The organism is Arthrobacter sp. Bi26 (assembly GCF_918697925.1).
GTDB lineage: Bacteria > Actinomycetota > Actinomycetes > Actinomycetales > Micrococcaceae > Arthrobacter.
Genome location: NZ_CAKKMF010000028.1, coordinates 1 through 25,901, shown reverse-complemented (window position 1 = coordinate 25,901; position 25,901 = coordinate 1). Strand labels below are relative to the sequence as shown.

At 67.0% G+C, this 25,901-nt stretch carries 21 protein-coding genes and 2 pseudogenes; 11 read left to right on the top strand and 12 right to left on the bottom strand.

Features of this window, described 5'->3' with window-relative positions; translation table 11 throughout:
* Window position 1 precedes the first annotated feature (1 nt).
* From LQV16_RS09655 to LQV16_RS09640, 4 genes and pseudogenes are all read right to left on the bottom strand, one after another.
* On the bottom strand, window positions 2–1,198 hold the full coding sequence (locus LQV16_RS09655) for a Gfo/Idh/MocA family oxidoreductase (RefSeq protein WP_229993671.1): 1,197 nt from the start codon (window positions 1,196–1,198) through the stop codon (window positions 2–4).
* A gap of 9 nt (window positions 1,199–1,207) precedes the next feature.
* Entirely contained in the window at window positions 1,208–2,335 is a 1,128-nt protein-coding gene (locus LQV16_RS09650) for a Gfo/Idh/MocA family oxidoreductase (protein ID WP_229993670.1), read from the bottom strand.
* Window positions 2,332–3,087, bottom strand: a complete 756-nt coding sequence (locus LQV16_RS09645) for a sugar phosphate isomerase/epimerase (RefSeq protein ID WP_229993669.1) — start codon at window positions 3,085–3,087, stop codon at window positions 2,332–2,334. The genes LQV16_RS09650 and LQV16_RS09645 overlap by 4 nt, the downstream gene beginning before the upstream one ends.
* A gap of 45 nt (window positions 3,088–3,132) precedes the next feature.
* Window positions 3,133–3,390: pseudogene (locus LQV16_RS09640) on the bottom strand (carbohydrate ABC transporter permease); the annotation flags it as partial.
* Window positions 3,391–3,631: 241 nt separating this feature from the next.
* On the opposite strand from LQV16_RS09640, the gene LQV16_RS09635 reads away from it, so the two are divergent.
* The 3 genes from LQV16_RS09635 to LQV16_RS09625 all read left to right on the top strand — a co-directional run bounded on the left by LQV16_RS09635 (window position 3,632) and on the right by LQV16_RS09625 (window position 6,952).
* Entirely contained in the window at window positions 3,632–4,843 is a 1,212-nt protein-coding gene (locus LQV16_RS09635; protein ID WP_229993667.1) for an ROK family transcriptional regulator, read from the top strand.
* A 119-nt stretch (window positions 4,844–4,962) separates the two neighbouring features.
* A complete protein-coding gene (locus LQV16_RS09630) occupies window positions 4,963–6,150 on the top strand; it encodes an MFS transporter (RefSeq protein ID WP_229993666.1) in 1,188 nt (395 codons plus the stop codon).
* Window positions 6,151–6,328: 178 nt separating this feature from the next.
* The gene (locus LQV16_RS09625) at window positions 6,329–6,952 is read left to right on the top strand and encodes a dihydrofolate reductase family protein (protein WP_229993665.1); all 624 of its coding nucleotides are present in this window, start codon (window positions 6,329–6,331) and stop codon (window positions 6,950–6,952) included.
* Between the two features lie 358 nt (window positions 6,953–7,310).
* Here LQV16_RS09625 and aceB read toward each other — a convergent pair whose 3' ends face one another.
* Window positions 7,311–8,975 (bottom strand): malate synthase A, encoded by a 1,665-nt coding sequence (aceB, locus tag LQV16_RS09620; protein WP_229993664.1) that lies wholly within the window; start codon window positions 8,973–8,975, stop codon window positions 7,311–7,313.
* 99 nt (window positions 8,976–9,074) lie between these two features.
* Window positions 9,075–10,406: an isocitrate lyase gene (gene aceA, locus LQV16_RS09615; protein WP_229993663.1), complete on the bottom strand. Its 1,332-nt coding sequence runs from the start codon at window positions 10,404–10,406 to the stop codon at window positions 9,075–9,077.
* A 139-nt stretch (window positions 10,407–10,545) separates the two neighbouring features.
* Between aceA and LQV16_RS09610 the strand changes: the two genes are divergently transcribed.
* The 3 genes from LQV16_RS09610 to LQV16_RS09600 all read left to right on the top strand — a co-directional run bounded on the left by LQV16_RS09610 (window position 10,546) and on the right by LQV16_RS09600 (window position 15,440).
* The gene (locus LQV16_RS09610) at window positions 10,546–12,057 is read left to right on the top strand and encodes a helix-turn-helix transcriptional regulator (RefSeq protein ID WP_229993662.1); all 1,512 of its coding nucleotides are present in this window, start codon (window positions 10,546–10,548) and stop codon (window positions 12,055–12,057) included.
* 82 nt (window positions 12,058–12,139) lie between these two features.
* Window positions 12,140–13,888, top strand: coding sequence for a pyruvate dehydrogenase (locus LQV16_RS09605; protein ID WP_229993661.1), 1,749 nt, complete (start codon window positions 12,140–12,142; stop codon window positions 13,886–13,888).
* A gap of 277 nt (window positions 13,889–14,165) precedes the next feature.
* Window positions 14,166–15,440: a serpin family protein gene (locus LQV16_RS09600; RefSeq protein ID WP_229993660.1), complete on the top strand. Its 1,275-nt coding sequence runs from the start codon at window positions 14,166–14,168 to the stop codon at window positions 15,438–15,440.
* A gap of 91 nt (window positions 15,441–15,531) precedes the next feature.
* On the opposite strand, the gene LQV16_RS09595 is transcribed toward LQV16_RS09600, so the two are convergent.
* Entirely contained in the window at window positions 15,532–15,894 is a 363-nt protein-coding gene (locus LQV16_RS09595) for a DUF1801 domain-containing protein (RefSeq protein ID WP_229993659.1), read from the bottom strand.
* 32 nt (window positions 15,895–15,926) lie between these two features.
* Window positions 15,927–16,811 carry a hydroxymethylpyrimidine/phosphomethylpyrimidine kinase gene (locus LQV16_RS09590; protein WP_229993658.1) on the bottom strand — a complete coding sequence of 295 codons (885 nt, stop codon included), beginning with the start codon at window positions 16,809–16,811 and terminating at the stop codon, window positions 15,927–15,929.
* 157 nt (window positions 16,812–16,968) lie between these two features.
* Between LQV16_RS09590 and LQV16_RS09585 the strand changes: the two genes are divergently transcribed.
* On the top strand, window positions 16,969–18,384 hold the full coding sequence (locus LQV16_RS09585; protein ID WP_229993657.1) for an MFS transporter: 1,416 nt from the start codon (window positions 16,969–16,971) through the stop codon (window positions 18,382–18,384).
* 149 nt (window positions 18,385–18,533) lie between these two features.
* Here LQV16_RS09585 and LQV16_RS09580 read toward each other — a convergent pair whose 3' ends face one another.
* Window positions 18,534–18,992, bottom strand: coding sequence for a hypothetical protein (locus tag LQV16_RS09580; protein WP_229993656.1), 459 nt, complete (start codon window positions 18,990–18,992; stop codon window positions 18,534–18,536).
* Window positions 18,993–19,005: 13 nt separating this feature from the next.
* A pseudogene (locus tag LQV16_RS23715) lies at window positions 19,006–19,446 on the bottom strand (ABC transporter ATP-binding protein); the annotation flags it as partial.
* A gap of 395 nt (window positions 19,447–19,841) precedes the next feature.
* On the opposite strand from LQV16_RS23715, the gene LQV16_RS09575 reads away from it, so the two are divergent.
* Window positions 19,842–20,537, top strand: a complete 696-nt coding sequence (locus LQV16_RS09575) for a queuosine precursor transporter (RefSeq protein WP_229993655.1) — start codon at window positions 19,842–19,844, stop codon at window positions 20,535–20,537.
* Window positions 20,538–20,776: 239 nt separating this feature from the next.
* Here LQV16_RS09575 and LQV16_RS09570 read toward each other — a convergent pair whose 3' ends face one another.
* Both LQV16_RS09570 and LQV16_RS09565 read right to left on the bottom strand, forming a co-directional pair.
* Window positions 20,777–21,718 (bottom strand): type IV toxin-antitoxin system AbiEi family antitoxin domain-containing protein, encoded by a 942-nt coding sequence (locus LQV16_RS09570; protein ID WP_229993654.1) that lies wholly within the window; start codon window positions 21,716–21,718, stop codon window positions 20,777–20,779.
* A gap of 234 nt (window positions 21,719–21,952) precedes the next feature.
* Window positions 21,953–22,966 (bottom strand): LacI family DNA-binding transcriptional regulator, encoded by a 1,014-nt coding sequence (locus LQV16_RS09565; RefSeq protein ID WP_229993653.1) that lies wholly within the window; start codon window positions 22,964–22,966, stop codon window positions 21,953–21,955.
* A 154-nt stretch (window positions 22,967–23,120) separates the two neighbouring features.
* On the opposite strand from LQV16_RS09565, the gene LQV16_RS09560 reads away from it, so the two are divergent.
* The 3 genes from LQV16_RS09560 to LQV16_RS09550 form a co-directional block, all read left to right on the top strand.
* Complete coding sequence (locus LQV16_RS09560; protein ID WP_229993652.1) at window positions 23,121–24,299, top strand: Gfo/Idh/MocA family oxidoreductase; 1,179 nt, start codon at window positions 23,121–23,123, stop codon at window positions 24,297–24,299.
* Window positions 24,296–25,315: a sugar phosphate isomerase/epimerase gene (locus LQV16_RS09555; protein WP_229993651.1), complete on the top strand. Its 1,020-nt coding sequence runs from the start codon at window positions 24,296–24,298 to the stop codon at window positions 25,313–25,315. Before LQV16_RS09560 ends, LQV16_RS09555 begins: the two co-directional genes overlap by 4 nt.
* 153 nt (window positions 25,316–25,468) lie before the next feature.
* On the top strand, window positions 25,469–25,901 hold a 433-nt coding region (locus tag LQV16_RS09550), incomplete at its 3' end, for a hypothetical protein (protein WP_229993650.1).

Sequence of the window (25,901 nt, the reverse complement as noted above, 5' to 3'; positions counted from 1 at the left end):
GTCAGGCTCCTTCGGTAGTCGTCGTCTGGGTGGTCGATGCGGACGGAGTGAGCTGGATGAGCGAACTTCTGGCCGCGGCGCTTTCCTCCACGGCTGTGAGGATCCGCTGGACGGCCAAGCCGTCCTCGAACGACGGCGACGGCTGGGTTCCGCTGCCCACCGCCAGGAGGAAGTCTCGGATCTCGTGCGTGAACGTGTGTTCCCAGCCGATCACGTGGCCCTGCGGCCACCATGCTTCAAGATACGGGTGCTCGGGTTCGTTGACGAGGATGCGGCGGAAGCCCTGTTCGCGGACGGGCAGCGTGGCGTCGAGGAATCCGAGCTCGTTCAGGTCCTCCAGATCAAACAGCAGGGCGCCCTTGTCGCCATAGATCTCCAGCTTGAGCGAGTTCTTCTGCCCGGTGGCCACCCGGGAGACCTCCACGGAGGCGATGGCCCCGGAGGCGAGGGTCAGCGTGGCCCACGCGGCGTCGTCGACAGTCACCTGTTCCGGACCATTGGGGCCGGGCCGGCTGGGCGTGAAGGTGTGCAGCCGGCCGGTGACCTCGGTGACCTGGTCGCCGAGGAGGAACAACACCTGGTCAATCGCATGGCTGGCGATGTCGCCCAGCGCCCCCGAACCCGCGGTTTCCTTGCTCAGCCGCCAGGTCATGGGCGAGTCCGGGTCCACGAGCCAGTCCTGCAGGTAGGCCGCGCGGACGTGCCGGACGGTGCCGAGCCGGCCCTCCGCGATCAGCTCCCGGGCCAGCGCCAGGGCCGGGACCCTGCGGTAGTTGAAGCCGATCATGGACTGCACCCCTTTGTCCTGGGCGCTCCGGGCCGCCGCCGCCATGGCCTCAGCCTCGGCCAGGGTATTCGCCAGCGGCTTTTCGACGAGGACGTGCTTGCCGGCGGACAGCGCGGCGATGGCGATTTCCGCGTGCATGAACCCCGGCGCGCAGATATCGACGATGTGGATATCGTCCCGGTCAAGGACTGCGCGCCAGTCCGTGGCGGACTCCGCCCAGCCGTACTTCGCGGCAGCCTCGGCGACCCCGGCCGGGTCGCGTCCGACCAGGACGCGCCGTTCGAAGGCCGGGACGTCGAAGTAGCTGGCCACGTTGCGCCAGGCGTTCGAGTGGGCTTTGCCCATGAACGCGTACCCGATCATGGCCACCCCCAAAGGGGGAGGGCCGGGGCTGGTTTCTTGGGAGTTCATTGCTGGTTCCTAGAGTGTGGAAGCTGTGGGGTCCCAGTCCTCGGGGAGGGCTGCGGAGGCGGGGACGGCGCTTTCGACGTCGATGAAGGTGCCGGAATCGATCGACTCGGAGATCGAGACCATGGTGTCCAGGACGTGGTAGGCGAGGTTGCCGGTGGCGCGGTGCGGGACGCCGGCGCGGATGGAGCGGGCCATGTCCAGCACGCCCATGCCGCGGCCTTGGCTCGGTCCGGTGGCCGGGATGACCGTCCATTCCTCGTCGCCGGCGCGCCAGAGCCTGACGTTGCCGTCGAAGTAGTTCGGATCCGGCAGCGAGATGGTGGCCTCGGTTCCGGTGATCTCCACGAAGCCCATCCGCAGCCGCGGCGACTCGAAGCTGAAGACGCTGTGGGAGGACGCGCCGGACTCGAATTGGGCCATGGCGGACACGTGGGTGGGGACCTCGACCGTGAATTCCTCGCCGGCCTTGGGCCCGGAGCCGATGACCCGGACCTGTTTGGCCTTCGAGCCCGTGGCGGCCACGCGGCGCACGGAGCCGAACGTCTGCACCAGGGCCGTCAGGTAGTAGGGGCCCATGTCGAACAGGGGCCCGGCACCGTACTGGAACAGGAACGCGGGGTTCGGGTGCCAGGATTCCGGCCCGGGGGTCTGGAACGTGGTCATGGCCGTCAGCGGCGTGCCGATGTCGCCGCGTTCGATCAGCCGCCGCGCGGTCTGCAGCCCGGCCCCGAGGAACGTGTCCGGGGCGCAGCCGAGCCGCAGCCCGGCGGCGTCGGCCGTTTTCAGCAGGCCGAGGCCGGAGTCGCGGTCCAGCGAGAACGGCTTTTCGGTCCAGACGTGTTTGCCGGCGTTGACGGCGGCCGTGGCCACTTCGACGTGTGCAGCCGGGATGGTCAGGTTGACGATGATCTCGACGTCGGGGTGGTTCAGGGCGGCATCGACCCCGCCCCACTCCGGGATGCCGTATTCCTTCGCACGCGCCTCGGCGGCCTCTTCGAAGAGGTCGGCGATCACGTGGACCTTGATGTCGGGGAAGACCCTCAGGTTGTCCAGGTATTGCTTGCTGATGTTGCCGGCCCCAATGACCGCCACGCCCACCGGGCCGCGCCCGGTTGCCTGATTCTGTGCGGCGCTCATGCGTTCACGCCCTGCGCACTGGCGGAACCGCTCTGCAGGTAGCCGAGGCTCTGGGCGATGCCGTCGAAGATGTCGCCGGAGTAGTCGTCGAATTCCACCACGCCGACTTCCAGGGACTGTGCCGCGGCGATGACGTCCCACACGGGAATCTTGCCCTGCCCGGCAGGCTGCTGCGCCTTGGTGTCGGTGTTGACGGGACCGTCCTTGATGTGGATGAACTTGACGCGGTCGCCGAGGCGCTGCAGCAGCTGGACCGGGTCCTGGCCGCCGACGGCGGCCCAGTAGGTGTCCACCTCCAGGACCAGTTCCGGGTCCAGCAGCCCGGCGAAGTACTCCAGTGCCGTCTGTCCCTCAATGCTGGACTCCAGCTCCCAGGCATGGTTGTGGTAACCGACGCGGATGCCGTACCCGGCGCCCTTCTTGGCGGCGGCGTTGAGCTTCGCGGCGGTGGCTTGGATATCTTCGGCGGACTGCCAGTGCTCGGCCGGGAGGTAGGGATCGATCACCGTGCTGATGCCCAGTTCCTGGGCCGCGGCGAAGATTTCGTCCTGGTCCTGGCTCAGCAGCGGGGCGTGGCCGGACGGGGCGGTCAGGCCGTTGTCCTTCAGGGCCGCGCCGAGCTCCTTGGCCGTCGCCACGAAGTTGTACGGCTCCACCTGGGTGAAGCCCAGCTCGGCGACTTGTCTGATGGTGCCGGGCAGGTCTTCCTGGAGGGCGTTGCGGAGGGTGTACAGCTGGATTGAATAAGACACGGGATTCCTTTGCTGGGAGTCGGTTGTTTTCAAGTAGGGGAGGGACTAGCGGCCGAGGTATCCGCCAATACCGCCGACGCCGAAGTACTTGTTCAGGGCAGCGAAGACGAGGATGGGCGGGAGCATCATGATCACAGCCAGGGCCATGACGGAGGTCCAGTCCGTTTGATTCTGCTGGAAGAAGGACTGCACGCCCATGGGCAGGTTGAAGATTTCTGTGGAGCGCAGGAACACGATGGCAACCAGGTAGTCGTTCCAGGCCAGCAGGAAGGCGAAGATCGCAGTGGAGAGGACGCCCGGGAGGTGGCCGGCCCCCAGGATCCCCACCCCTAGCGGCGCCGGTGCCGCATGTTCTTGGCTCGACAAGTTCCATACCCCTTCGCAAGTACCTGCACCCTCCCGGCAGCGAGGCTGCTTGGGGCGGTGATATGGCTCACTGCCAAAGCTAGAGATACTTTTGCCGGGCGTCAAGCAAAAGTTGAAAACTGCGTGTCAATCTTTTTCCGCCGTGACATGCAGAAGATCTTCGTGCTATCACTTACTCATGAGTTCTCCCACCGGTACAGAGTCCGCAGCCCCAGAGGCTGGCGGCAGCCTGTCCCGCGCCGGCGACCTCTTCCAACTCCTGCGCGACGGCAAGGCCCGGACCCGTGCGGAACTGGCCCTGACCACCGGGCTGGCCCGCTCCACCGTCGCCTCCCGCATCGACGCGCTGATGGTCTCGGGACTCGTTGGCCCCGCCGGGGAGGCGAGCTCCAGCGGCGGCAGGCCGCCGTCGCGCTTTGCCTTCAACCCTGCCGCCCGGGTAGTGCTTGCGGTGGATGTCGGGGCCACGCACGTGATCATCGCCGTCACGGATCTCAGCGGGAAGGTGCTCGCCGAGCGCCGGCTGGCGCAGGATGTCGCCGAGGGCCCGGTGGTTGTCCTGGACCGTGTGATCGAGGAAGGGCTGCGGCTGCTCGGCGAGGCCGGCCGGGGCGCCGCGGATCTGGCCGGCGCCGGAATCGGGCTCCCTGGACCGGTGGAACATGCCACCGGCATGCCGGTGAAGCCGCCGATCATGCCCGGCTGGGACGGGTTCGACGTCGTCCGCCATGTCCAGCGGTCCCTCCCGGTTCCGGTCCTGGTGGACAACGACGTGAACATCATGGCGCTGGGCGAGCGCACGGCGCACTGGCCCGAGGACGACAACTTCCTGTTCATCAAGGTGGCCACCGGCATCGGTGCTGGCATCATCAGCAGCGGCCAACTCCAGCGCGGCGCCAACGGAACCGCCGGCGACCTCGGACACGTCCGGGTTCCGCGCGGCGATGACGTGCTGTGCCGTTGCGGCAACTACGGATGCCTCGAAGCCCTGGCCTCCGGGCCCGCGGTCGCCAAGGCGCTGACGCAGCAGGGCCTGCCGGCGCACGACGGCGGCGATGTGCTGCGCCTCGTCGCAGAGGGGAACCTGCAGGCCATCCAGGCGTTGCGGCAGGCCGGCAGGGACCTCGGCGACGTCCTCTCCACGGTGGTGAACCTGCTGAACCCCTCGGTGATTGTGATCGGCGGAAGCCTCGGCCAGGCCGGGGAGCACCTCATGGCCGGAGTCCGCGAGGTGGTCTACCGGCGCTCGCTGCCCCTGGCCACGACGCACCTGCGGATCGGCGTGTCGAAGGCCGGGGACCAGGCCGCCATCCTCGGCGCCAGCCAGATGGTCACGCAGCACGTGCTCTCGCCCGCCGTCATAGAGGCGACCCTGCAGGCCACGGGCTAGGGGTGTCCCGGGAAGTGGCGCCTGAAGCGTCACATACCGCAGGTGCGGCAGGGGCCCGTGATAGCAATGGGACTGATGAAACCATATTTCTGCCCGCCCGCCGGGCGCCGGCCCACCCGATGAGCGACCTGGCCCGGGCACCTCGCGGCTGGCTCCTCATGCTCGCGATCGGGCTGATCGCGCTGAACATGCGCGGCCCGTTGGTGGCCGTGGCCCCGGTAATCGCGCAGCTGGAGGACGATCTCGGCTTCACCCCGGTGGAATTGGGATTCCTGACCGGGATCCCCGTGCTGTGCTTTGCCCTGGCCGCGCCGCTGGCCTCCCTGGCCGGGCGCAAGCTGGGTCCCGAGTTCGCTATCACCCTGACCCTGCTCGGCGTGCTCTTCGGCGTCGTGGTCCGCTCCGCGGGCGGGGGCGCCCTCGTCATGCTGGGCACCGTGATCCTCGGTGTCGCCATCACGATCGGCAACATCGTGGTCCCGCTGATCATCCGGCGTGACTTCACCCCGGCCCGGCAGGGCGCGGCGATGGGCACGTACACCGCGGCGCTGAATATCGGCTCGTTCCTGACCTCCATGGTGTCCGCTCCGCTGGCCGATCTGCTGGGCTGGCGGGCCTCGATTGCGGCCAGTGGACTCTTCGCGGTGTCGGCCGGCACCGTCTGGGTGATCGCCGTCGGCCGGCGGGCCTTTATTCCCGAAGCCGTCCCCGCCACGGACCCGGGACGTCCGGGTGGCAAGCTCACCTCCCGGTGGATCACCGCGGCCCTGACCTTCGGGTTCGCCGGGCAGGCGTTCTCCTACTACGGAGTCACCGCCTGGCTGCCGAGCCTGCTGGCAGACGAACTCGGCATGGCGCCCGCAGCCGCCGGAGCAGGGTCCTCGCTCTTCCAGATTCTCGCCATTGTGGGCGGACTGGGCGTGCCGCTGGCGGCCCGTTTCGCCAGCACGACGGCGGTGGGCCTCACCCTGGGACTGCTGTGGCTCACGGTACCTTTGGGCCTACTGCTCGCCCCGGAGCTATGGTGGCTGTGGTGTTCCTTCGGCGGTGTGGCCCAGGGCGGCGGCATCACACTGATCTTCCTCGCCATCATCCGGCTGGCCCGGGACCAGGCCTCAGCGGCCCGGATGTCCGCCGTCGTCCAGGGCACGGGGTACTCGTTCGGCGCAGTGGCGCCGACACTGCTGGGCTACGTGCACGGGGTCACCGGAGCCTGGACCGGCCCGCTGCTGATGATCCTCTGCTCCGTCTGCGCGTTCATCGTGGGCACCGCGCTGTCCCTGCGCCGCGTGCCCAAGCCGCGCTAGGGTGTGCCTCCTAACGTTCGCCTAGTGTTCGGGGCGGACTGATGTCGTGGCTCGGCTGAGGTGTTGTCGGATGCCCGTGTCGATCCGGTGAAACCGTTGCTTCGCAGTGGGATCGTGTGACAGCGTCGAAGTGATCCCGTCGCCGGGGCGACGACGGGCGACAGAGAAGGAGCACGGCATGGGACTCATCCATATCGACTTGTTCACCACGCTCGACGGCGTCGCGCAGGCGCCCGGCGGGCCGGACGAGGACGCCGACGACGGTTTCGCGTTTGGCGGCTGGCAGGCGCCTCTCTTCGACGAGGTCGTCGGCGAACAAATTGACTCCGGGATGGCGGGGATGGACGCGCTGCTGCTTGGGCGCCGGACCTACGACATCTTCGCCGCGTACTGGCCGCACGCGGAAGGGGAAATCGCGCGGCTGTTCAACCGCCTCCCGAAATACGTGGCCTCGCGCCAGACGCCGACCCTCGAGTGGGCCGACTCCACACTGCTCGGTCCTGATGTCGTCGCCGCCGTGCGCGAACTGCGCGACCGGCACGCGAACATCCACGTCATCGGCAGCCTCGACTTCGTACAGACCCTTTTCGCCGAGCGGCTCTTCGATCGGCTCACGCTCTGGGTCTATCCGATCCTCCTCGGCGGTGGAAAGAAAGTCTTCGCCGACGGTGTGGTTCCGACGAACCTCAGACTCATCGAGCCGGTCGTCGCCTCACCGAAGGGTGCGGTGATGCAGCGCTACGCGCTCGCCGATGGCACGCCTGGCGTCGGCGATATGTCGGCCATCGACCAGGAGGGCTAGGGGCTGGTCTTACCAACACCAGTGCTGCGCTCCAGATGACGAAGGACTGTAGGGCGGCGGCCGATCTGTACGTGAGGACGAGCTAGTCGTACCGGGCGGGCAGTGACCGCCGCGGGCAGCGACCGCAAATGCTTGAGGGTGTTGAAGCTGCGCCGGGGTGACTTCAATCAAGACAACAGCTAAGGCCCATGTTCGTGAGGAACATGGGCCTTAGCCGTCATCTCGACGCCGTTGTCGAGTAGGTGGGGGTCTTCCGTTGCTGGACTGCCACCCGGATTTCGGGGTGCCTGTTGCGAAGGGCATGGCAGCCCAGCTAACGGAAATCTTTGCGGACCCGGATGCCCGGGGCCGTGGAGTCCTACGCCGGAACCAGCGCGGGGTCCCCGGTGGCGACGTCGGCGCCGTCGCGCGCTTCATGCAGGAAGCGGTCGTAGGCCGGCAGGGTCAGGAACGAGGGGAACTCGTTGCTGAGGGTGACTTCCTCGAAGATGTCCCGCGCGTCGGCGAAACGGTCCCCCTCGAAGCGCTCCAGCTTGGCGAATTCCTCGTCCAGCATGTCCTCCACCCACTCCCGGGTGACCACATCGCCGTGGTCGGTGATGGCCCGGGAGAAGATCCACTGCCACAGCTGCGAGCGGGAGATTTCCGCGGTGGCGGCGTCCTCCATCAGGTTGTGGATGGCCACGGCGCCGTTGCCGCGCAGCCAGGACTCGATGTAACGGATCCCCACCTCGATGTTGTTCCGGAGGCCCTGTTCGGTGATGGTTCCGGTGGTCGTGGAGATGTCCAGGAGGGCGCGGTCGTCCGGGGTGACGTCCTCGCGGAGGCGATCCAGTTGGTTCGGACGGTCGCCGAGGACGCCGTCGAACACCTCGCGGCAGACCGGAACCAGGTCCGGGTGCGCCACCCACGAGCCGTCGAAGCCGTCGCCGGCTTCGCGGGTCTTGTCCGCGCGGACCTTCTCGAAGGCGATCGCGTTGGCAGCCTGGTCCTTGCGGTTGGGGACGGCCGCGGCCATGCCCCCGATCGCCATGGCACCGCGCTTGTGGCAGGCCCGGACCAGCTGTTCGGTGTAGGCCCGCATGAACGGCTGGGTCATGGTGACCTGGCCGCGGTCCGGCAGCACGAAGCGGGGGCCGCGGGTGCGGAAGTTCTTGATCAGGGAGAAGATGTAGTCCCAGCGGCCGGCGTTCAGGCCCGCCGCGTGGTCCCGCAGTTCGTAGAGGATCTCCTCCATCTCGAACGCCGCCGTGATGGTCTCGATCAGCACCGTGGCGCGGATGGTGCCCTGCGGAATGCCCAGCAGGTCCTGCGCCAGGATGAAGATGTCGTTCCACAGCCGGGCCTCGAGGCGGCTCTCGATCTTGGGCAGGTAGAAGTACGGCCCCTTGCCCTGGGCGATCAGGCGCCGGGCGTTATGGAAGAAGTACAGGCCGAAGTCCACGATCCCGCCCGCGACCGGGGCGCCGTCAATGAGCATGTGCTTTTCCGGCAGGTGCCAGCCGCGGGGACGGACCACCACTGTGGGCAGCTCCCCGGCCGGGCGCAGCTTGTACTCCTTGCCCTCGGGCGAGGTGAAGTCGATCCTGCGCTCCAGGGCGTCCGTGAGGTTCAGCTGGCCCTGGATCACGTTGCGCCAGGACGGGGTGGAAGAGTCCTCCATGTCCGCGAGCCACACCTTGGCCCCGGAGTTCAGCGCGTTGATGGTCATCTTCTTATCCACCGGCCCGGTGATCTCCACCCGGCGGTCCTCCAGGCCCGGGGCCGGGGGAGCGACGCGCCAGTTCGCGTCGTTGCGGACGGCCTCGGTCTCGCGCAGGAACCGCGGATCCTGGCCTTTGGAGATCTGGTGGCGGCGTTCCTGCCGTGCCTGCAGCAGCTCCTGCCGGCGACCGGCCGTGGCCCGGTGCAGCTTGGCCACAAAGGCCAAAGCGTCCGGGGTAAGAACCTCGCTCTGCCGGCAAATCGGCTGCGCGGTCAGTGTGATCCCGTTGATGGTGAAGTTGTCAGTGAAGCTGTTCATGGGAGGTGCTCCTTGAAAGTCCGCTGTTGCCCTATCACTTTTGGTCCCCAAGGCGGCCGATGAGGACCAAAAGTGATATAGCAACTGGCAGGGAAGTGTCTAGTGGAACTGGCCTTCTTCGGTGGATCCCACCAGGGCCAGGGTGGATGCGTTCGGGTTGAGCGCGGTGGCGATGTCGTCGAAGTAGCCGGTGCCGACCTCGCGCTGGTGCTTGGTTGCGGTGTAGCCGCGGGACTCGGAGGCGAATTCCTTCTCCTGCAGCTCGACGTACGCGCTCATGCCTTCCCGGGCGTAGCCGTGGGCGAGGTCAAACATCGAGTAGTTCAGGGCGTGGAAGCCGGCCAGGGTGATGAACTGGAACGTGAAGCCCATGGCGCCGAGTTCGCGCTGGAACTTCGCGATCGTGGCGTCATCGAGGTGCTTGCGCCAGTTGAACGACGGCGAGCAGTTGTAGGAAAGCATCTGGTCCGGGAACTCGGCCTTGACGGACTCGGCGAACTTGCGGGCCAGCTCCAGGTCCGGGGTGCCGGTCTCCATCCAGATGAGGTCCGAATAGGGGGCGTAGGCCTTGGCGCGGGCGATGCAGGGTTCGATCCCGTTGCGGACCTTGTAAAAGCCTTCCGGGGTGCGGACCGGCTGTCCGCCTTCGCGGAGGATGAATTCCTGGTCACGCTCGTCGACGTCGGAGGTGATCAGGGTGGCCGCCTCAGCGTCGGTGCGGGCGATGATGACCGACGGCGTGCCGGCGACGTCGGCGGCGAGGCGGGCGGCGTTCAGCGTCCGGACGTGCTGCTGGGTGGGGATCAGGACCTTGCCGCCGAGGTGGCCGCACTTCTTCTCCGAGGCGAGCTGGTCTTCCCAGTGCACGCCCGCGGCGCCGGCCTGGATCATCGACTTCATGAGCTCGTAGGCGTTGAGCGGGCCGCCGAAGCCGGCCTCGGCGTCGGCCACGATCGGGACCATCCAGTCCTCGACCGTCTGGATGCCTTCGGAGAACTCGATCTGGTCCGCGCGGAGCAGGGCGTTGTTGATGCGGCGGACCACCGTGGGCACCGAGTTCGCGGGGTAGAGCGACTGGTCGGGGTAGGTGTGGCCGGAGTTGTTGGCGTCGGCGGCGACCTGCCAGCCGGAGAGATAGATGGCGCGGAGCCCGGCCTTGACCTGCTGCACGGCCTGGTTGCCGGTCAGTGCGCCCAAGGCGTTCGTGTACTTGCCCGTGCTGTGCTCCTGGGTGAGCTGCGTCCACAGCTTTTCGGAGCCGCGGCGGGCCAGCGTATGTTCTTCGGAGACGCGGCCGCGGAGGCGGACGACGTCCGTTGCCTTGTAGTCACGGGTCACACCTTCCCAGCGGGGGTTGGCGGCCCACTCGAGCTCCAGTGCGGCGGCCTGCTGCTCGGGCGTCTGCTGGGTGGGCTCAAATGCTGCAGTCATCTTTGTCTCCTTGATGGGTCCGGGCCGGCCAGTCTGCGTCTCTGCAGATCCTGACTGGTTGTTCCGGATGCGAATCTTTCCGTGAGTTCTACTTTTCTTCACTTTCCAAGGGGTTTCTAGACTAAAAGGATGGAAAGAAATGCACTTCTTCGCGTATTCTCAAGAAATGCACTCAACCAGCTGGAATCGCCAAGCTCTTTCGCCGTCCGCGCCCGCAGCGCCGGAGGTGGACGTCATCAGCCTGGGCCGGCGCGTCCGCCATCTGCGCAAGGCGGCAGGCCTCACGCTCGACGACCTGAGTGCCGCCGTCGGCACAGCGCCAAGCCAGCTGAGCCTGATGGAAAACGGAAAACGCGAGCCCAAGCTTGGCCTGCTCCAGCAGCTTGCAGCGGCGCTCGGGGTGAGCATCGACGAGCTGCTTGGCGCGGAGCCGCCCAACCGGCGTGCGGCCCTAGAGATCGAGCTGGAACGGTACCAGCGCAGCCCCATCTATGAGTCCCTGAACCTGCCGAAAATCCGCATCAGCTCGCGGCTTCCGATGGATGTGCTGGAGTCGATGGTGGGGCTGCAACATGAGCTGGAACGCCGCCTGAACGAACAGATCGCGACGCCGGAGGAGGCCCGCCGCGCGAACGGTGAACTGCGGGCGATGATGCGGGAGCGGAACAACTACTTCCCCGAGTACGAAGCCGAGGCGCAGAAGGTCCTGGCCTCGGTGGGACACACAAGCGGTCCGCTGTCCCACCACGTCATCTCGGACATTGCCGGGCACCTCGGATTCAGCCTCCACCATGTGGGTGATCTCCCGCATTCCACGCGTTCGGTGACCGACCTTAAGAACCGCCGAATTTATCTCACGCAGAACGCGCGCAGCGATCACGACCCCCGTTCGGTGCTGCTGCAGGCGCTGGGCCACTACGTCCTGGGCCACCAGACCCCCAACAACTACGGCGATTTCCTGATGCAGCGCGTGGCCACAAACTACTTCGCCGCCGCGCTGTTGCTGCCCGAGCAGGCCACGGTGGCATTCCTGCAGGAGGCCAAACAAGCCAAGGAAATCGCGGTCGAGGACATCCGGGACGCCTTCGCGGTGTCCTACGAGACAGCCGCGCACCGCTTCACCAACCTCGCCACCCAGCACCTGGGCATCCGCACTCACTTCCAGAAGACGCACAAGAGCGGCATCATCTACAAGGCCTACGAAAACGACGGCGTGACGTTCCCGCAGGACCACACCGGCGCCATCGAGGGCCAGTTCTCGTGCCGGAACTGGACCTCCAGGGTGGTGTTCGACGTCCCGGACAAGTTCAGCGCGTACAACCAGTACACCGACACCCCTGCCGGGACGTACTGGTGCACGGCCCGGACGGAACGCTCGGCGAACGGGGAGTTCTCGCTCTCCGTGGGTGTCCCGTATGCGCATGTGAAGTGGTTCCGCGGCCGCGACACAACGGAGCGGTCCAAGTCCACATGCCCGGACGAAAGCTGCTGCCGCCGCCCGCCGGCGTCGCTGACCGCCGAGTGGGCCGGCAACGCCTGGCCCTCGGCGCGGGCGCATTCGCACCTGCTGGCCGCAATGCCGCCGGGCGCGTTCCCCGGCGTTGACGAGACCGAGGTCTACACCTTCCTGCAGGCGCATTCGGGGAACTGAGCCTCACTCAGGTTCTGCCCGGCCGGGCGGACTATATTGGCCTGTGTCAGCTCATCGATCCACCTCGCGGGAGCGTGCACCCATGGCCAAAGAACTTGCCACCCAGCTCATAGAACAACTCCAGGCTGCCGGTGTGCAGCGGATCTACGGGATCGTGGGGGACAGCCTCAACCCGATCGTCGACGCCGTCCGCAAGACCGGCGGCTCGCAGCAGGGCGGCATCGACTGGATCCATGTCCGGCATGAGGAGGCCGCCGCGTTCGCCGCGGCGGCGGAAGCCCAACTAACCGGCCGGCTCGCGGTGTGCGCCGGTTCCTGCGGGCCCGGCAACCTGCACCTGATCAATGGGCTCTACGACGCCAACCGCTCGGGGGCTCCGGTGCTGGCCATCGCCTCGCACATCCCAAGCAAGCAGATCGGCAGCAGTTTCTTCCAGGAAACCCACCCGGACCGGCTCTTCAACGAATGCTCGGTCTACTCCGAGCTCATCAGCACCGCGGAGCAGGCGCCCCGGGTCATGCACAGCGCCATCCAGCACGCCGTCGGGCTCCGCGGCGTCGCCGTCGTGACCCTTCCCGGCGATATCGCCGGTCTGGAGGCGACCGCCGCAACCCCGGCCCCCGCGGCATTCCGGCCGGCCACGCTGACGCCGGACCCCGCCAGCGTGCAGGAACTGGCCGACGCCATCAACGCCGCCGCCAAGGTCGCCATCTTTGCCGGCGCCGGCGTCGAGGGCGCCCACGCCGAGGTGATCGCGCTCGCCGGGATGATCGCGGCGCCGATCGGCCACTCGCTCCGCGGCAAGGACTTCATGCAGTATGACAACGCGTATGACATCGGCATGACGGGGCTGCTGGGCTACGGCGCCGCGGCCGAGGGCATCGAGGACGCGGACCTGCTGATCCTGCTCGGCACGGACTTCCCGTACGACCAGTTCCTCCCGGGAACCCGCACCGCGCAGGTGGACCGGGCCGCCCACAAGCTCGGGCGGCGAACCGACGTCGACATTGCCGTGCACGGCGACGTCCTTCCCACCCTGGCCGCGCTCATGCCGTTGCTGACGGCCAAGAAGAGCCGCCGTTTCCTGGATTCGATGCTCAGGAAGCACGACCGGCTCATGAACAAGGCCGTGGGGGCGTACACCCGGAACGTGGGGACGAAACAGCCGATCCACCCGGAATACGCGGCCTCGCTGCTGGACCAGGTGGCGGCCGAGGACGCGATTTTCACGGCGGACACCGGCATGTGCAACGTCTGGACCGCGAGGTACATCAACCCGCTGGGCACCCGCCGGCTGATCGGCTCCTACCTGCACGGCTCCATGGCCAACGCCCTGCCGCATGCGATCGGCGCCCAACTGGCCTACCCCGGCCGGCAGGTGGTCTCGGTCTCCGGCGACGGCGGCCTGTCCATGCTGCTGGGCGAGCTCATCACAGTCGCCGCGCACCGGCTCCCGGTCAACGTGGTGGTCTTCAACAACTCGACGCTGGGCATGGTGAAACTCGAAATGCTGGTGGACGGCCTCCCCGACTTCGGCGTCGATGTCCCGGACGCCAACTACGCGGATGTTGCCCGGGCCCTGGGCTTCCACGCCGTCCGGGTCACGGACCCGACCCGCATCGAAGCCGCCTACCGGGAAGCTTTCGCCCACCCCGGGCCGTCGCTCGTGGAGCTCATCACGGACCCCAAAGCGCTGTCCCTCCCGCCGAAGATCAAGGGCGCCCAGGTCCTGGGCTTCGCCACGGCGATGTCCAAAGTGGTCCTCAACCGGGGCGCCGGCGAGGCCGTGAGCATGGCACGGAGCAACCTGCGGAACATCCCGCGGCGCTGACGCCCGGGACGTAGCGAGTTCGCCGGAAAGTCTCGAGTTCGCCGGAAACTTCCGGCGAACTCGAGCAGTTCCGGCGAATTGGACGTCAGTGGCACCGGCGTCGTGCCTCAGGAGAACCACCGGATCGGCGCCCCGGATGGGAACCGCGGAGCCGCCGCCCCGAGACCAAAACGACGGCAAACCGTGACCGTACAGGCATCGTTGTGCCACGCTCCGGCTGGTTGACTGGGAGCGGCGGATTCCGCCTATAGTCGGACGCACCTGTCGGAGGGCAGCCATGAAGTTGAAGGTGGCCAGAATTGCTGCGGCGGGAGCCGTGGCGGCCCTCACCGCATGTTCGGCCCCGGCCCCAGGGCTCTTGAAGGCCGACGGCGTGGAGCGGGTTGCGGTCGACAGCACGGCATATGCCGCCGAACTTCAGGCATTCCGGGCTTCCGCCCTTGAACTCGGCGCGGCGCTGCTGTCCGACGGCGGTGACGGTACCAACGGCAACGTCGTTTCCTCGCCGGGAAGCCTGCTAATTGCCTTGGCGATGCTGCGGGCCGGCGCCACCGGGGACACCGCCGCCGAAATGGACGGGGTGCTGGGACTCCCCGCGGACCGGCGGGACGAAGCCATGAACGCGGTGCTCGCTTCCCTCGAAAAGTTCGACGGCGACCCCGGGGCCGTGGACGAGGAGAACCCGCCGCGTAAACCGGTGATGCACGCGGCGAACGGCCTGTTTGTGGACAAAACCGTGCCCACGGGCCAGGAGTACCTGGCCACCCTTGGCCGGCACTATGGAACCGGCGTGTACCCAGTGAACTTCCCGGACGAGCGCTCCACGAAGCCTGCCATGGATGCCTGGGTGGCGGAGAACACCGGTGGCCGGATCAAGGAGGCTCCGGCGAAATACGATCCGGACAACACCTTCAGCCTGCTCAATGCGCTGTACTTCGCGGCCGCCTGGAGTGCGCCCTTTGATCCGAACAACACCTCGGACCTGCCCTTCACTTTGGCGGATGGCGAGGAAATCGCCGCTCCCGCCATGAACAACGAACTGAAAATGAAATACGCGGAAGGCAAGGGCTGGCGCGGAGTTGATCTGCCGTATGCGGAGGGCTTCGTCATGCGGCTGGTTCTGCCCGACGCCGGTTCCGGCCCGCCGGCCACTGCGTTCGACGTCGGGAAGTTGACGGAAATTGCGGCAGCCTTCGACACGGCGCAGGCGGAATCCGTGCAGATCCAGCTGCCCCGGTGGGATCACAAATGCAGTTTTGACCTGCGCAAGGTGCTTGGAGCCCTCGGACTGCACAAAACTCTGAGCACTGCGGAGGACTTTAACGCCATCCAGCCGAAGCTGACGCTCACGCAGGCTGCCCAGGCCGCCAACATCACGGTCGCAGAGAAAGGCACCGTGGCCGCGGCCGTGACCCAGGTCAACGGCGCAGTCACCAGTGCCCCGCCCCAGCCGGAGCGGACCATCGAGTTCGACCGGCCGTTCCATTACCAGATCGTGCACATCGAGACCGGGCTCCCGCTCTTCATGGGGAAGGTCGCGGACCCGCGCTGACGGGCAGACAACCGGGAACCAAATCGCCGGAAGCTCTCCAGTTCGCCGCAAACTTCCGGCGAACTGGAGTGACTCCGGCGAACTCGGCGACTTAAGGCGCCCCGCTCCGGCTCTCTTGTGCCAGGGCCGCCGCCACTTTTCCAATCAGCTCGTACGGGACAGGCTTCCGCAACGGGAACTTCAGGGTGCCCTTCGCTGCGCAGTAGGGTGCGAGTTCCGCGCTCAGCGATTCGTCGCCGTCGGGCACGGGATAGACGGAGATGTGGTGCGCCCAGCCCGCGAAATACACGACGTGTTTGCCCCCGAGCGTGATCGTCGGGATGCCGTAACTGATCATCTCCGCTGACCCGGGTACCGCGGCATGGCCGCGCCGCCGGATCTCCTGCAGCGCCTCCTGCACGTCAGCAGGAAACGAGGCGATGTATTCCTCCACGGACTCAAAGTGCTGTGCCATTCCCGTTCCCTCCAACGATCCCCAGCAACGAGTTAGCGCGCGCCGCCCTGCCACAAGGCATCGAACGGGGCGCCCGAGGCCACCCGGTTCCGGATTCCGGCGGTCACAAACGCCTTGGCCGTCCGGGCGGCGGCCAGCGGCGTCGCACCCTTGGCGAGCTCGGCCGTCACGGCCGCGGCGAGCGAGCACCCGGCGCCCGACACGGCCACTTCACCCACCTTCGGGGCGGACAGGACTTCCAGCGTTTCACCGTCGTAATAGACGTCGACGGCGTCGGGGCCAACCAGGCGTACTCCGCCCTTGGCGAGCACCGCGGCGCCGCTGAGTTCGTGGATGCGGACCGCGGCGGCCTTGAGGGACTCGACGTCGGTGATTGCCAGCCCGGAGAGCGACTCGGCCTCGAAGTGGTTCGGCGTGACGAAAGTGGCCAGCGGCAGGATGTGGGACTTGAGCGCCTGGTCAGTGTCCAGGGCGTGGCCCGGTTCCTGGCCCTTGCAGATCAGCACCGGATCCAGCACCACGTTGGCGAACTGTCCGCCGGCCAGCGCCGCGGCCACGGTCGAAATCGTCGCGGGGCTGCCCAGCATGCCGATCTTGACGGTGTCCAACACGGCCGGTGCGCCGGACGCGGCACCGTAGGCCGCCGTCGTCGCTTCCAGCTGGTCCGCGATGACCTGCTGGTCCACCGGGACAAAGCGGTGGTTCCAGTTGTCCTTGGGGTCGAAGGACACGATGCAGGTCAGGTTCGCGATCCCGAAGACGCCGAGTTCCTGGAACGTCTTCAGGTCAGCCTGCGCGCCGGCGCCGCCGGTCGCTTCGGAGCCTGCGATGGTCAGCGCGACGGCGGGGGAGGAGGCGGCGTCAGAGGCGGTATCGGAAACGGCCAAGGCAGCGGAGTCGAATGCGGTAGAAGTCATGGTTTCATCCTGCCACGCAGCCAAATCCACCCGCATTGTGCTCATGAACAAGCATTCCATGAACAGTATGAACAAAACCTTAGTGCTCCGGATCACGCGGACTAGGGTGGCGGACGGTGTTGCTTACAGGCGGCGCCGGATCCAGGAAGGTTCATTGATGAGCACCCAACTGTCCGAAGCGGCCCAGACCCGGAAAGCCGTCGGCAACATCCTCAAAGGCTCGGCCGGCAACCTTGTCGAGTGGTACGACCTGTACGTTTACACCGTCTTCGCCGCCTACTTCCAGGCGCACTTCTTCAACTCCACGGACGAGCTCCAGGCCGGCCTCGAGGCGATGGCCGTCTTCTCGACGTCGTTCCTGATGCGCCCGATCGGTGCCTGGTTCTTCGGCCGGTACGCCGACCGCAAGGGCCGCAAGGCCGCGCTGACGCTGAGCGTGACCATGATGTCCGCAGGCTCCTTCGCCATCGCAGTGCTGCCCACGCAGGACGTGATCGGCCTGTGGGCCCTGATCCTGCTGGTCCTCATCCGCGTGATCCAGGGCTTCTCCGTGGGCGGTGAGTACGGCACCAGCGCCACGTACATGTCCGAGGCTGCCACTTCCAAGCGCCGCGGCTTCTTCTCCAGCTTCCAGTACGTCACGCTGGTCGGCGGCCAGATGCTGGCCCTGCTTGTCCTCGTGATCCTGCAGAACGCCATGCCCAAGGCCGAGCTGACCGAATGGGGCTGGCGCATCCCGTTCGCGATCGGCGGCGTGGCCGCCCTGGTGGTCCTGTGGCTGCGGCGCTCCATGGAGGAGACCGTCTCGCCCGAACAGATCGAGGCCGCAAAGGCCCCGGCCGTGGCGGGCGAGGCGCAGCCGGGGACCATGAAGCTGCTGTTCACCAGCTACTGGAAGCCGCTCATGATCTGCATCGGGATCACCCTTGGCGGCACCGTGGCGTTCTACACATACACCAACTTCATCCTGAAGTTCATGAACGATACCTCCGGCATCGCCAAGACCGACACCTCGGTCATCAACTTCTGGGCGCTGTTCATCTTCATGCTGCTCCAGCCGGTTTACGGCATCATCTCGGACAAGGTGGGCCGCAAGCCGCTGCTGCTGTGGTTCGGCATCACCGGCGTCCTGTTCACCTGGCCTCTTCTGTCCGCCCTTGCCGGAACCAAGGATCCGATGACCGCGTTCCTGCTCATGATGGGCGGCCTGCTGATTGTGGGCGGCTACACCTCCATCAACGCCCTGGTGAAGGCCGAGCTGTTCCCCGCGTCCATCCGCGCCCTCGGCGTGGGCCTGGGCTACGCGATCGCCAACTCGCTCTTCGGCGGCACCGTCCCGCTGATCGGCGCGGCACTGCAGAAAGCCGGCCAGGAAGAACTCTTCTTCACCTACGTCACGGTGGCGATCGGCATCTCCCTTCTGGTCTATATCTTCGCGCTGAAGAACAAGAAGTCCACGCACCTGGACCACGAGCAGGGTCACGCCTGGGCGCCGGCCGCTGTCGACACGGGCGCCGGTGTTTCCGGCCCCAAGGACGAGGACAAGGACCTCATCGACGCCTCGCGCCGCTAGGCGCCACGACTCGGGGATTGTCTCGGGGGAGAACGACGGCGGGCCGCCGGCTACGGAACGTGCGTTCCGGGAGCCGCGGGCACGCCGTCGTCGTTGATGCTGGCGCCGGTAGGGTGTCGGCTCTGGGCGGCGACCGCCCGGCCCCGGGCTTACTGGGCGTTGTCCGCAAACCGCAGTTGCAGGACTGTGGCGGCGATGCCAGCTACAAACGTCGCCGCGAGCACCACATAGCTGCCCGCCGGGAGCGAGCCGACGGGGTCGGCCACCAAGCCGATCAGCAGCGGGACGATCGAGTAGGGGAACCACTCCGCCCAGCCGGTCTTGCCGAACAGGTTGCCCAGGGCCAGCATCACGAGGGAGAAGGCGATGGGGGCCACTTCGCCGCGGCTCCAGACGGCAATCCAGGCGATCACCGGCGCCAGCAGGAACGAGATCCCCGCAGCCAGAAGCACGTTTGCGATTCCGGTCCCGGCCAGCCGCGCCGAGAACCCCGGCAATCCCATCGCCAGTCCGATCCCCATCGCCTCGACGAGGACAATGATTACGAGCGCCATCCACCACACCGCCGCGACCGCCAGCTTCGCGACGGCGAACCAGTGACGGGCCACGGGCATGGTGCAGCAGCGCGCGGGCCAGGGCGAGGCGCTGCTTGTTGCCGAGCGAGAGCTGCCCGGCGCTCCGGTCGGCGTACGGATCGAGGCGCAACAGCGCGATCGAATCGGCAACGGATCGCGCCGGCGAGCCGGTGAGGCGGCACTGGATGTCGAGGTTCTCGCGCACTGTGAGGTTGGGGTAGGCGGTCGCGGTCTCGACGAGGAAGCCGACGCGCGAGAACACGCTCGTCTCGCCAGGCCTGACGCGCCGGCCGAGTACGCTCACCTCCCCGCTGGTCGGTCGGATCAGGCCGAGCAACATGCGGATCGTCGTCGTTTTACCCGCCCCGTTCCTGCCGAGGAACCCGTAGATTTCGCCGCGGCGGACGTCGAGGTTGAGCGAGTCGACGGCGGTGACGTCGCGGTAGCGCTTGACGAGGGCGCGCGTGGAAAGTGCGGTGTCAGGCATGGGTCTTGTCCATGGCCCCATCCTGCCACCACGCCCGGAGCGTTCACAGGGTGAGGGCGAGCCGCATGGGCGGCGTGGGTGCCGCCGACGAAGCGTGGGCCCGGCGGCGTGGGCCCGGCGGCGTCGGCCCGTCGTCTTCGAAATCGCCGGAAGCGCTCCGGATCGCCGTATATTCGGTATTTCCGGCGACCTCGGGCGTTTCCGGCGAACTCGCGGCTACTGGTCGGGCCTACACCGCCGTCCAGACCGCCGTGCCCGCACCGCCGGGTGCGACAATGGAGGCGGTTCCGTCGGCTCGCGTCACCGGGGCCGTCCAGTGCTAATACAGCCGGCCGTCCAGCGTGTTCCCCTTGCGGGCACGGGCCGCCGAGCGAACCACTACGAATGGAATGCCCATGACTTCCGCCAAGACTTTCCCGGCCTCAGCTCCGCCGAGGTTCGCCTCGATCGGCTCCCCGTATTTCGGCATCATCCTGGCCGTCATGGCCGTTGTGCTGATCCTGTCCAACATCGGGGCGTCCAAGGGCGTGGCGATCGGCCCCGTCATCACAGACGGCGGATTCTTCCTCTTCCCGCTGGCCTACATCCTGGGCGACGTCATCAGCGAGGTCTATGGCTTCAAAGTGGCGCGCAAGGCTATCGTCACCAGCTTTGCGCTGTCCGTCTTTGCGTCCCTCTGCTATTGGGTCATCATCGCCCTTCCGGGGTTCGGCGACGAGTACGGTGCCTCCAAACAGGCAGCCTTGGAGGGTGCTTTGGGGCCGGTCCCGCAGATTGTGCTGGCATCGCTGCTGGCCTTCCTCGCAGGCCAGACGATCAACTCGTGGATCCTCGTGAAGATGAAGGCGCGGACCGGAGAAAGGTCCTTGTGGGCGCGCATCATGGGCTCCTCCGTGGCCGGCGAATTCGTGGACACACTGATCTTCTGTAGCATCGCCGCGTCCGTGATCGGCATTACCGACGCCGGGATGTTCGTGAACTACGTCCTCGTGGGCTTCCTCTACAAGACCCTCGTGGAGTTCGCCTTCGTGCCGCTGACCTCGCTCGCCATCGGCTGGGTCAAGAGGCGCGAACCGAGCTACGGGGCGTAGGCAGCCGCCGACCTCTGCCCACTCCGCGCCCTGCCGCAGCCCACCCAATCCGCCGCCGGCCGCGCAGTTCGCCGCCCGTCGGAGCCCACTCCGCGCCCCGCCGCCACCCAAGGGACCCGAGAGGCAGAACGGGCTCGGCCGACGCCCACTCCGCGCCCCGCCGCCACGCACTTCGCCGGAAACCCGCGGGGTCGCCGTAAGATTCCTGCGACGTTGCGGGCTTCCGGCGAATTCGACGCTCAAGGGTGCGGGCGTCTAGCCAGCGCACGAAGCAGACGGCTCTTGAATTCCTGCTCGCGGAAGAGGTCCTTCCACTCAACCCGGACGAACCGCCAGCCCTCTTCAGTCAGGGCCTTCTCCCGGCGCCGTTCCTCGAAGATCACCTCGGCTGTGGGACTGTAATCGAAGTACTTGATTTTGCCGTCGAACTCGAGGGCGACCTTCTCCTCTTTCCACGCAAAGTCCAGGCGATGGCGCCCGGCGCGGCTTGAGACCTCCAGTTGCGGCTCAGGAGGCCTGATCCGGCACCGCAGGATCAGCTCGCGCGCCAGGGTTTCGCCGGGAGATTCGGACCGCGGATCGGCCGAGGCGAGGACCCGCCGGAACGTCCGGATTCCCCGGCGGCCGTCCAGATCATTTGCCATGGTCTGCAGGGCGGCCGGGTCCGCGGCCAGGCGAAGCGCGTGGTCAGTGAGGATCAACGCCTGCCTGTAGCCCAGCAGCATGGCGCAGTCGGCCGTTGTGCGCTCCAGGGAAGTCGTCCGAAGGCCGTTCACTACGGCGACGTCGTGTTCCGCGAAGGGGCGCGTGTGGCAACGGACGTCCCTGCCGTGGCGCTCGTTCGAGGGGCGCACTTTCTGGAGGACATGGATCGCGTCATCCACGTCCCACAGGTAGAGGCGGCGGAGGCGTGCGGCGGAAGTGTGGCTGTAGAGGAAGGCGCCCGTCGACGTCGTGCGCGTCCCGTGGGCATGCGCGTAGATGAGCTGCCGGCTCCTGACGGCGGGGGACTGGGCCCGCCACAGGCTGGCGCGGATGTAGCAGCCGTGCCGGAGCCGGACGAGGCCCCCCGAATCCAGAAGCGAACGGATGGCGCGCGAGCCGTAGCCGAGGTCCAGGAGTTGTTCGGTGCGCCAGCGGTTGCCTGTCGGAGGCAGCTCCAGGAGGGATATCTGCGTCATGCCACAAGCTTGCGCTGCCATCCAATCGGGCGGGAGGCCTCGCCGTCGTTATGTGGAAAACGCGAGGCCGCACCCCAGATTTGTTGCGACGGCGCTTTTTGGGACGCCGCCCCTAGTTCGCCGGAACGCGGCGGAGGCGCCGCAAGTTTACGGCGAGTTCGGTGGTTTCCCGCGATTTCGACGGCGGGAGGCTGGCGGGCGCCTCCCACGAGTTCGACGGAGGTGGGGGAGGGCTCAGCCGGAAACGCGGGCCGTCGTGCCGCGGACGATGAGGGCCGGCTCGATCAGCTTGCGCCGGGGTTCGAGAGTTGGGTCCTGGATCCGTGCCAGCAGGGTGTTGGCGACATGGGACCCCACAACGTCGCTGCGATTGTCCACGGAGGTCAGGTCCAGGTACCGAGACTTGGCCAGTTGGGAGTTGTCGTAGCCAATCACGGACAGGTCCGCCGGGACGGACAGGCCGCGGGCCTTGGCCGCGGCCAGGGCACCCAGGGCCATGGTGTCATTGGCCGCGAACAGGGCGGTCGTGTCGGGGTGGTGGTCGAGCAGCCAGCAGGCGGCGGCGTAGCCATCCTCCTCCGAGGTCCCCTGGGATTCACCGGCGATCCGGACCTCGACGCCGGCCTCCACGATGCCGCTGCGGAAACCGTCCCGCCGGTGGGCAGCGGCACCTCCGGAGCCCGAAAGGTGTCCGATCCGGGTGTGGCCGAGCCCCAGCAGGTGCTCCGCCGCCATGCGGCCGCCGCCGTCGTCGTCGTTCGTAATGAGGTCTGCTCCCGCGGGAACGCCGTTTCGCCAGCCGGCGACGACTGCCGGAACCCAGGTCCCGGCCATCATGGACTCGCTTGGCTCGGCGGCGATGACAAGGCCCTCCACGTGCATGGACAGCAGGCCGTCCGTGGCCTCCGTGATGCGGTTCTCGCCCGGGCGGGAATCCGCGAGGGTGACCTGGTAGCCGTGGGGTGAAAGGGCGGATTCCATGCCGCGCAGGAGGTCCACGAACCAGAGGTTCCGGAAGTCGTCAATGACCAGCCCGATGCTCTTCGTCTGGCTGCTGGCGAGCGTGGTCGCCGCCCGGCTGGGCCGGTAACCGAGCTCCGACATGGCCACCCGGACGGCCTCCCGGCGCTTCTCGCTGACCTTCGACGGGTTTTGCAGCACGAGCGAGACCAGCGACGGGGAGACGCCGGCGCTCTTTGCGACATCGTAGATCGTCGGGCGTCGGGTTCGGGGGGTGTTCAACGACATCTGCAGAGCCTTTCACGTCTCATCCGAGGATAACCGGTCAACCATTGACAGGACATATGTACATAGCTACGCTTTTGTTCAGCGCCCGTTTTTGTAGCGCTCCAATTTTCAAGGGTCGGGCCGGCGGTCTGGCCGAATTTCAAAGGAGAAATCGATGGCTGACAGTTTGGGAGTTGCCGTAATCGGCGCCGGAATGGCAGGAAAAGCGCACGCGGCTGCGTACCGGACGGCGTCCGCGCTCTACAGCCCCGTTCTTCCTCCTATCCGGCTGGTCTCCATCGGCGACGTCAACGCCGAGTTCGGTTCCCTGGCCGCGAAGCGTTTTGGCTACGAACGCAATGACACCTCGTGGCAGGCGATCGCCGAGGCCGATGACATCGACGTCGTGAGCGTCGTGATCGCGAACTCCCTCCACCGCGAAGTCGTGGAGGGCCTGCTGGCCGCCGGGAAGCACGTGCTGTGCGAAAAGCCGCTGAGCGACTCCATCGACGACGCCCGCGCCATGGCCGAGGCGGCCCGCAACGCCAGCTCGATCGCCCGCATCGGGTTCACCTTCCGCCGCACGCCGGGCATCGCGTACATCCGCGACCTCATCCGTAGCGGCGTCCTGGGCAACGTCCTGCACTTCAGCGGCCGCTACTGGACCGACTACGGGTTCAGCCCGTCGGCCCCCATGAGCTGGCGCTACAAGGGCGGCCCGGGCTCCGGTGCGCTGGCCGACGTCGGCAGCCACCTGACGTACGTTGCCGAGTTCCTCTGCGGCGACATCAAGTCCATCAGCGGCGGACGCCTCAGCACCGTGATCGACAAGCGCCCGCTGCCGCTTGGCGCCGTCATGGGCCACGACCACGCCGCGGTCAGCGACACCTTCGAGCCGGTCGAAAACGACGACTACGCGGTGTTCTCCGCCGAATTCGAGAACGGCGCCGGCGGCTTCGAGGTCTCCCGTGTCGCGGCCGGCCACGCCAACAGCCTCATCTTCGAGGTCTTCTGCGAGAACGGCGCCGCCCGGTTCGATCAGCGCCGCCCCGCGGAAATCGAACTGTTCCTCAACGACGGCCCGGCCAACGAGAACGGCTACCGCCAGGTCATCCTCGGACCCGGACACCCGTACATCGCCGGCGGCCTGGCCATGGACGCGCCCAGTGTCGGGTTCGGCCAGAACGACGCCTTCGCCTACCAGTCCCGGGCCTTCCTCGAGGAGGTCGCCGGCCTCAGCCAGGCGGATTCCCTGCCCCGCTGCGCCACGTTCGACGAGGGCGTGCGCAACATGGAACTGCTCGGCGCTGTCACTGAATCCGCCCTCAACAACGGAAAGAAAATCACGCTATGAAACTCGGTGTCTACAACGCAATCCTGCACGACCGGCCGCTGCCCGAGGCCCTCAAGGTCATCGCCGGCCTGGGACTGACCGGCATCGAAATCAACACGGGTGGATTCCTGCCGGCCGTCCACGTCCCCACCATGGACCAGATCCTTGAGAGCGACGCGGCCCGCGACGACTACCTCGCGATCTTCGAGGGGACCGGCGTCTCGATCGCCGGCCTGAACTGCAACGGCAACCCGCTGCACCCCAAGCGTGAAATCGGCGAGAAGCATGCCGAGGATATCCGCCGCTCCATCCGGCTGGCGCAGCGGCTGGGACAGGACCGCGTGGTGACCATGTCCGGCCTGCCCGGCGGCGAACCCGGAGCCACCACGGTCAACTGGGTCGTGAACGCCTGGAACTCGGCGGCCCTGGACGTGCTCGACTATCAGTGGGGCATCGCGGCCGACTTCTGGAAGGAAACCGACCGCCTCGCAGCCGATCACGGCGTGAAGGTTGCCCTCGAGCTGCACCCGCAGAACATCGTGTTCAATACTGCCGATGTCCACAAGCTCATCGAGCTGACCGGCGCGACCCACGTGGGGGTCGAGCTGGACGCCTCGCACCTGTTCTGGCAGCAGATGGATCCGGTGGCGGTGGTCCGCGAGCTCGGTCCGCTTGTCTTCCAGGCGGCGGCGAAGGACGTCCGCGTGAACACGGGGAACGCCGCGCTCTACGGTGTCCTCGACAACAGCTTCCGCCGGCTTTCCCCGGAGGAAAGCCGCACCAACCTCGGCGGCGACGAGTGGGCCAACGAGTGGCCCAAGGACTCCGCCTGGGACTTCGTGGCCCTGGGCCGCGGGCACGACACCGCCTACTGGACCGAGTTCCTGCGCGCGCTGTACGAGGTGGACCCCAACATGCTGGTCAACATCGAACATGAGGACGTCTCCCTGGGCCGGATCGAGGGCCTCCAGGTGGCGGCCAAGGTCCTGCGGGATGCTGACGCGGCGCTTTCGGCGTCGCTGCACCTGACGAGCTGAGGGCCTGACGGCCTGGCGGACGACTTCTACGCCGAGTCGCCGGAACGCAGCGGGGTCGCCGGAAACTCCCTGTGTGTCAGGCTGTTGTGTGACAGGTTTTCTGTTGCTGGAGCCGGTGCTCAGAGCGGGGGAAGGTCCATCATGGACTTCGTTATGCCTGTTCGTGTTTCGAACCGGAAGCACTTCACTACCGACCAGAAGCACGCGATTCTGGATGAGTACGACAAATGCCTCGAGTGGGGATCTAAAGCCGCATTCATCAGGGCGGCGGGCATCACCGAAGGCACCATGAACCGTTGGTGCCGCGAGCGGGAGTCCGGTGAACTGAGGTCCAGATCCGACAACTTAGAGGAGGACCAGCGATTGAACGCAGGCGATAAGCAGCTGCTCAAACGGGTCTTGAGGGAAAACGAAATCCTCAAGGCCAAGCTGGCACGGTCCGAGGCTGCCGTGGACATCCTGGGAAAAGCTTCCGCGCTCTTGGACGCGATGGCCAAGAGCGCGGCGGCGACGGATCCAAAAGTGGAGGAGCCGGAGCCGGGCCGGCCGGAGTGGCTGACGCCAAAACCTGGAAAGACATCGCCCT

Coding starts and splice junctions, on each gene's coding strand:
- LQV16_RS09655 (WP_229993671.1), bottom strand. CDS start 1,198: ATGAACTCCCAAGAAACCAGCCCCGGCCCTCCCCCTTTGGGGGTGGCC.
- LQV16_RS09650 (WP_229993670.1), bottom strand. CDS start 2,335: ATGAGCGCCGCACAGAATCAGGCAACCGGGCGCGGCCCGGTGGGCGTG.
- LQV16_RS09635 (WP_229993667.1), top strand. CDS start 3,632: ATGAGTTCTCCCACCGGTACAGAGTCCGCAGCCCCAGAGGCTGGCGGC.
- LQV16_RS09630 (WP_229993666.1), top strand. CDS start 4,963: ATGAGCGACCTGGCCCGGGCACCTCGCGGCTGGCTCCTCATGCTCGCG.
- LQV16_RS09625 (WP_229993665.1), top strand. CDS start 6,329: ATGGGACTCATCCATATCGACTTGTTCACCACGCTCGACGGCGTCGCG.
- aceB (WP_229993664.1), bottom strand. CDS start 8,975: ATGAACAGCTTCACTGACAACTTCACCATCAACGGGATCACACTGACC.
- aceA (WP_229993663.1), bottom strand. CDS start 10,406: ATGACTGCAGCATTTGAGCCCACCCAGCAGACGCCCGAGCAGCAGGCC.
- LQV16_RS09610 (WP_229993662.1), top strand. CDS start 10,546: ATGCACTTCTTCGCGTATTCTCAAGAAATGCACTCAACCAGCTGGAAT.
- LQV16_RS09605 (WP_229993661.1), top strand. CDS start 12,140: ATGGCCAAAGAACTTGCCACCCAGCTCATAGAACAACTCCAGGCTGCC.
- LQV16_RS09600 (WP_229993660.1), top strand. CDS start 14,166: ATGAAGTTGAAGGTGGCCAGAATTGCTGCGGCGGGAGCCGTGGCGGCC.
- LQV16_RS09595 (WP_229993659.1), bottom strand. CDS start 15,894: ATGGCACAGCACTTTGAGTCCGTGGAGGAATACATCGCCTCGTTTCCT.
- LQV16_RS09590 (WP_229993658.1), bottom strand. CDS start 16,811: ATGACTTCTACCGCATTCGACTCCGCTGCCTTGGCCGTTTCCGATACC.
- LQV16_RS09585 (WP_229993657.1), top strand. CDS start 16,969: ATGAGCACCCAACTGTCCGAAGCGGCCCAGACCCGGAAAGCCGTCGGC.
- LQV16_RS09575 (WP_229993655.1), top strand. CDS start 19,842: ATGACTTCCGCCAAGACTTTCCCGGCCTCAGCTCCGCCGAGGTTCGCC.
- LQV16_RS09570 (WP_229993654.1), bottom strand. CDS start 21,718: ATGACGCAGATATCCCTCCTGGAGCTGCCTCCGACAGGCAACCGCTGG.
- LQV16_RS09565 (WP_229993653.1), bottom strand. CDS start 22,966: ATGTCGTTGAACACCCCCCGAACCCGACGCCCGACGATCTACGATGTC.
- LQV16_RS09560 (WP_229993652.1), top strand. CDS start 23,121: ATGGCTGACAGTTTGGGAGTTGCCGTAATCGGCGCCGGAATGGCAGGA.
- LQV16_RS09555 (WP_229993651.1), top strand. CDS start 24,296: ATGAAACTCGGTGTCTACAACGCAATCCTGCACGACCGGCCGCTGCCC.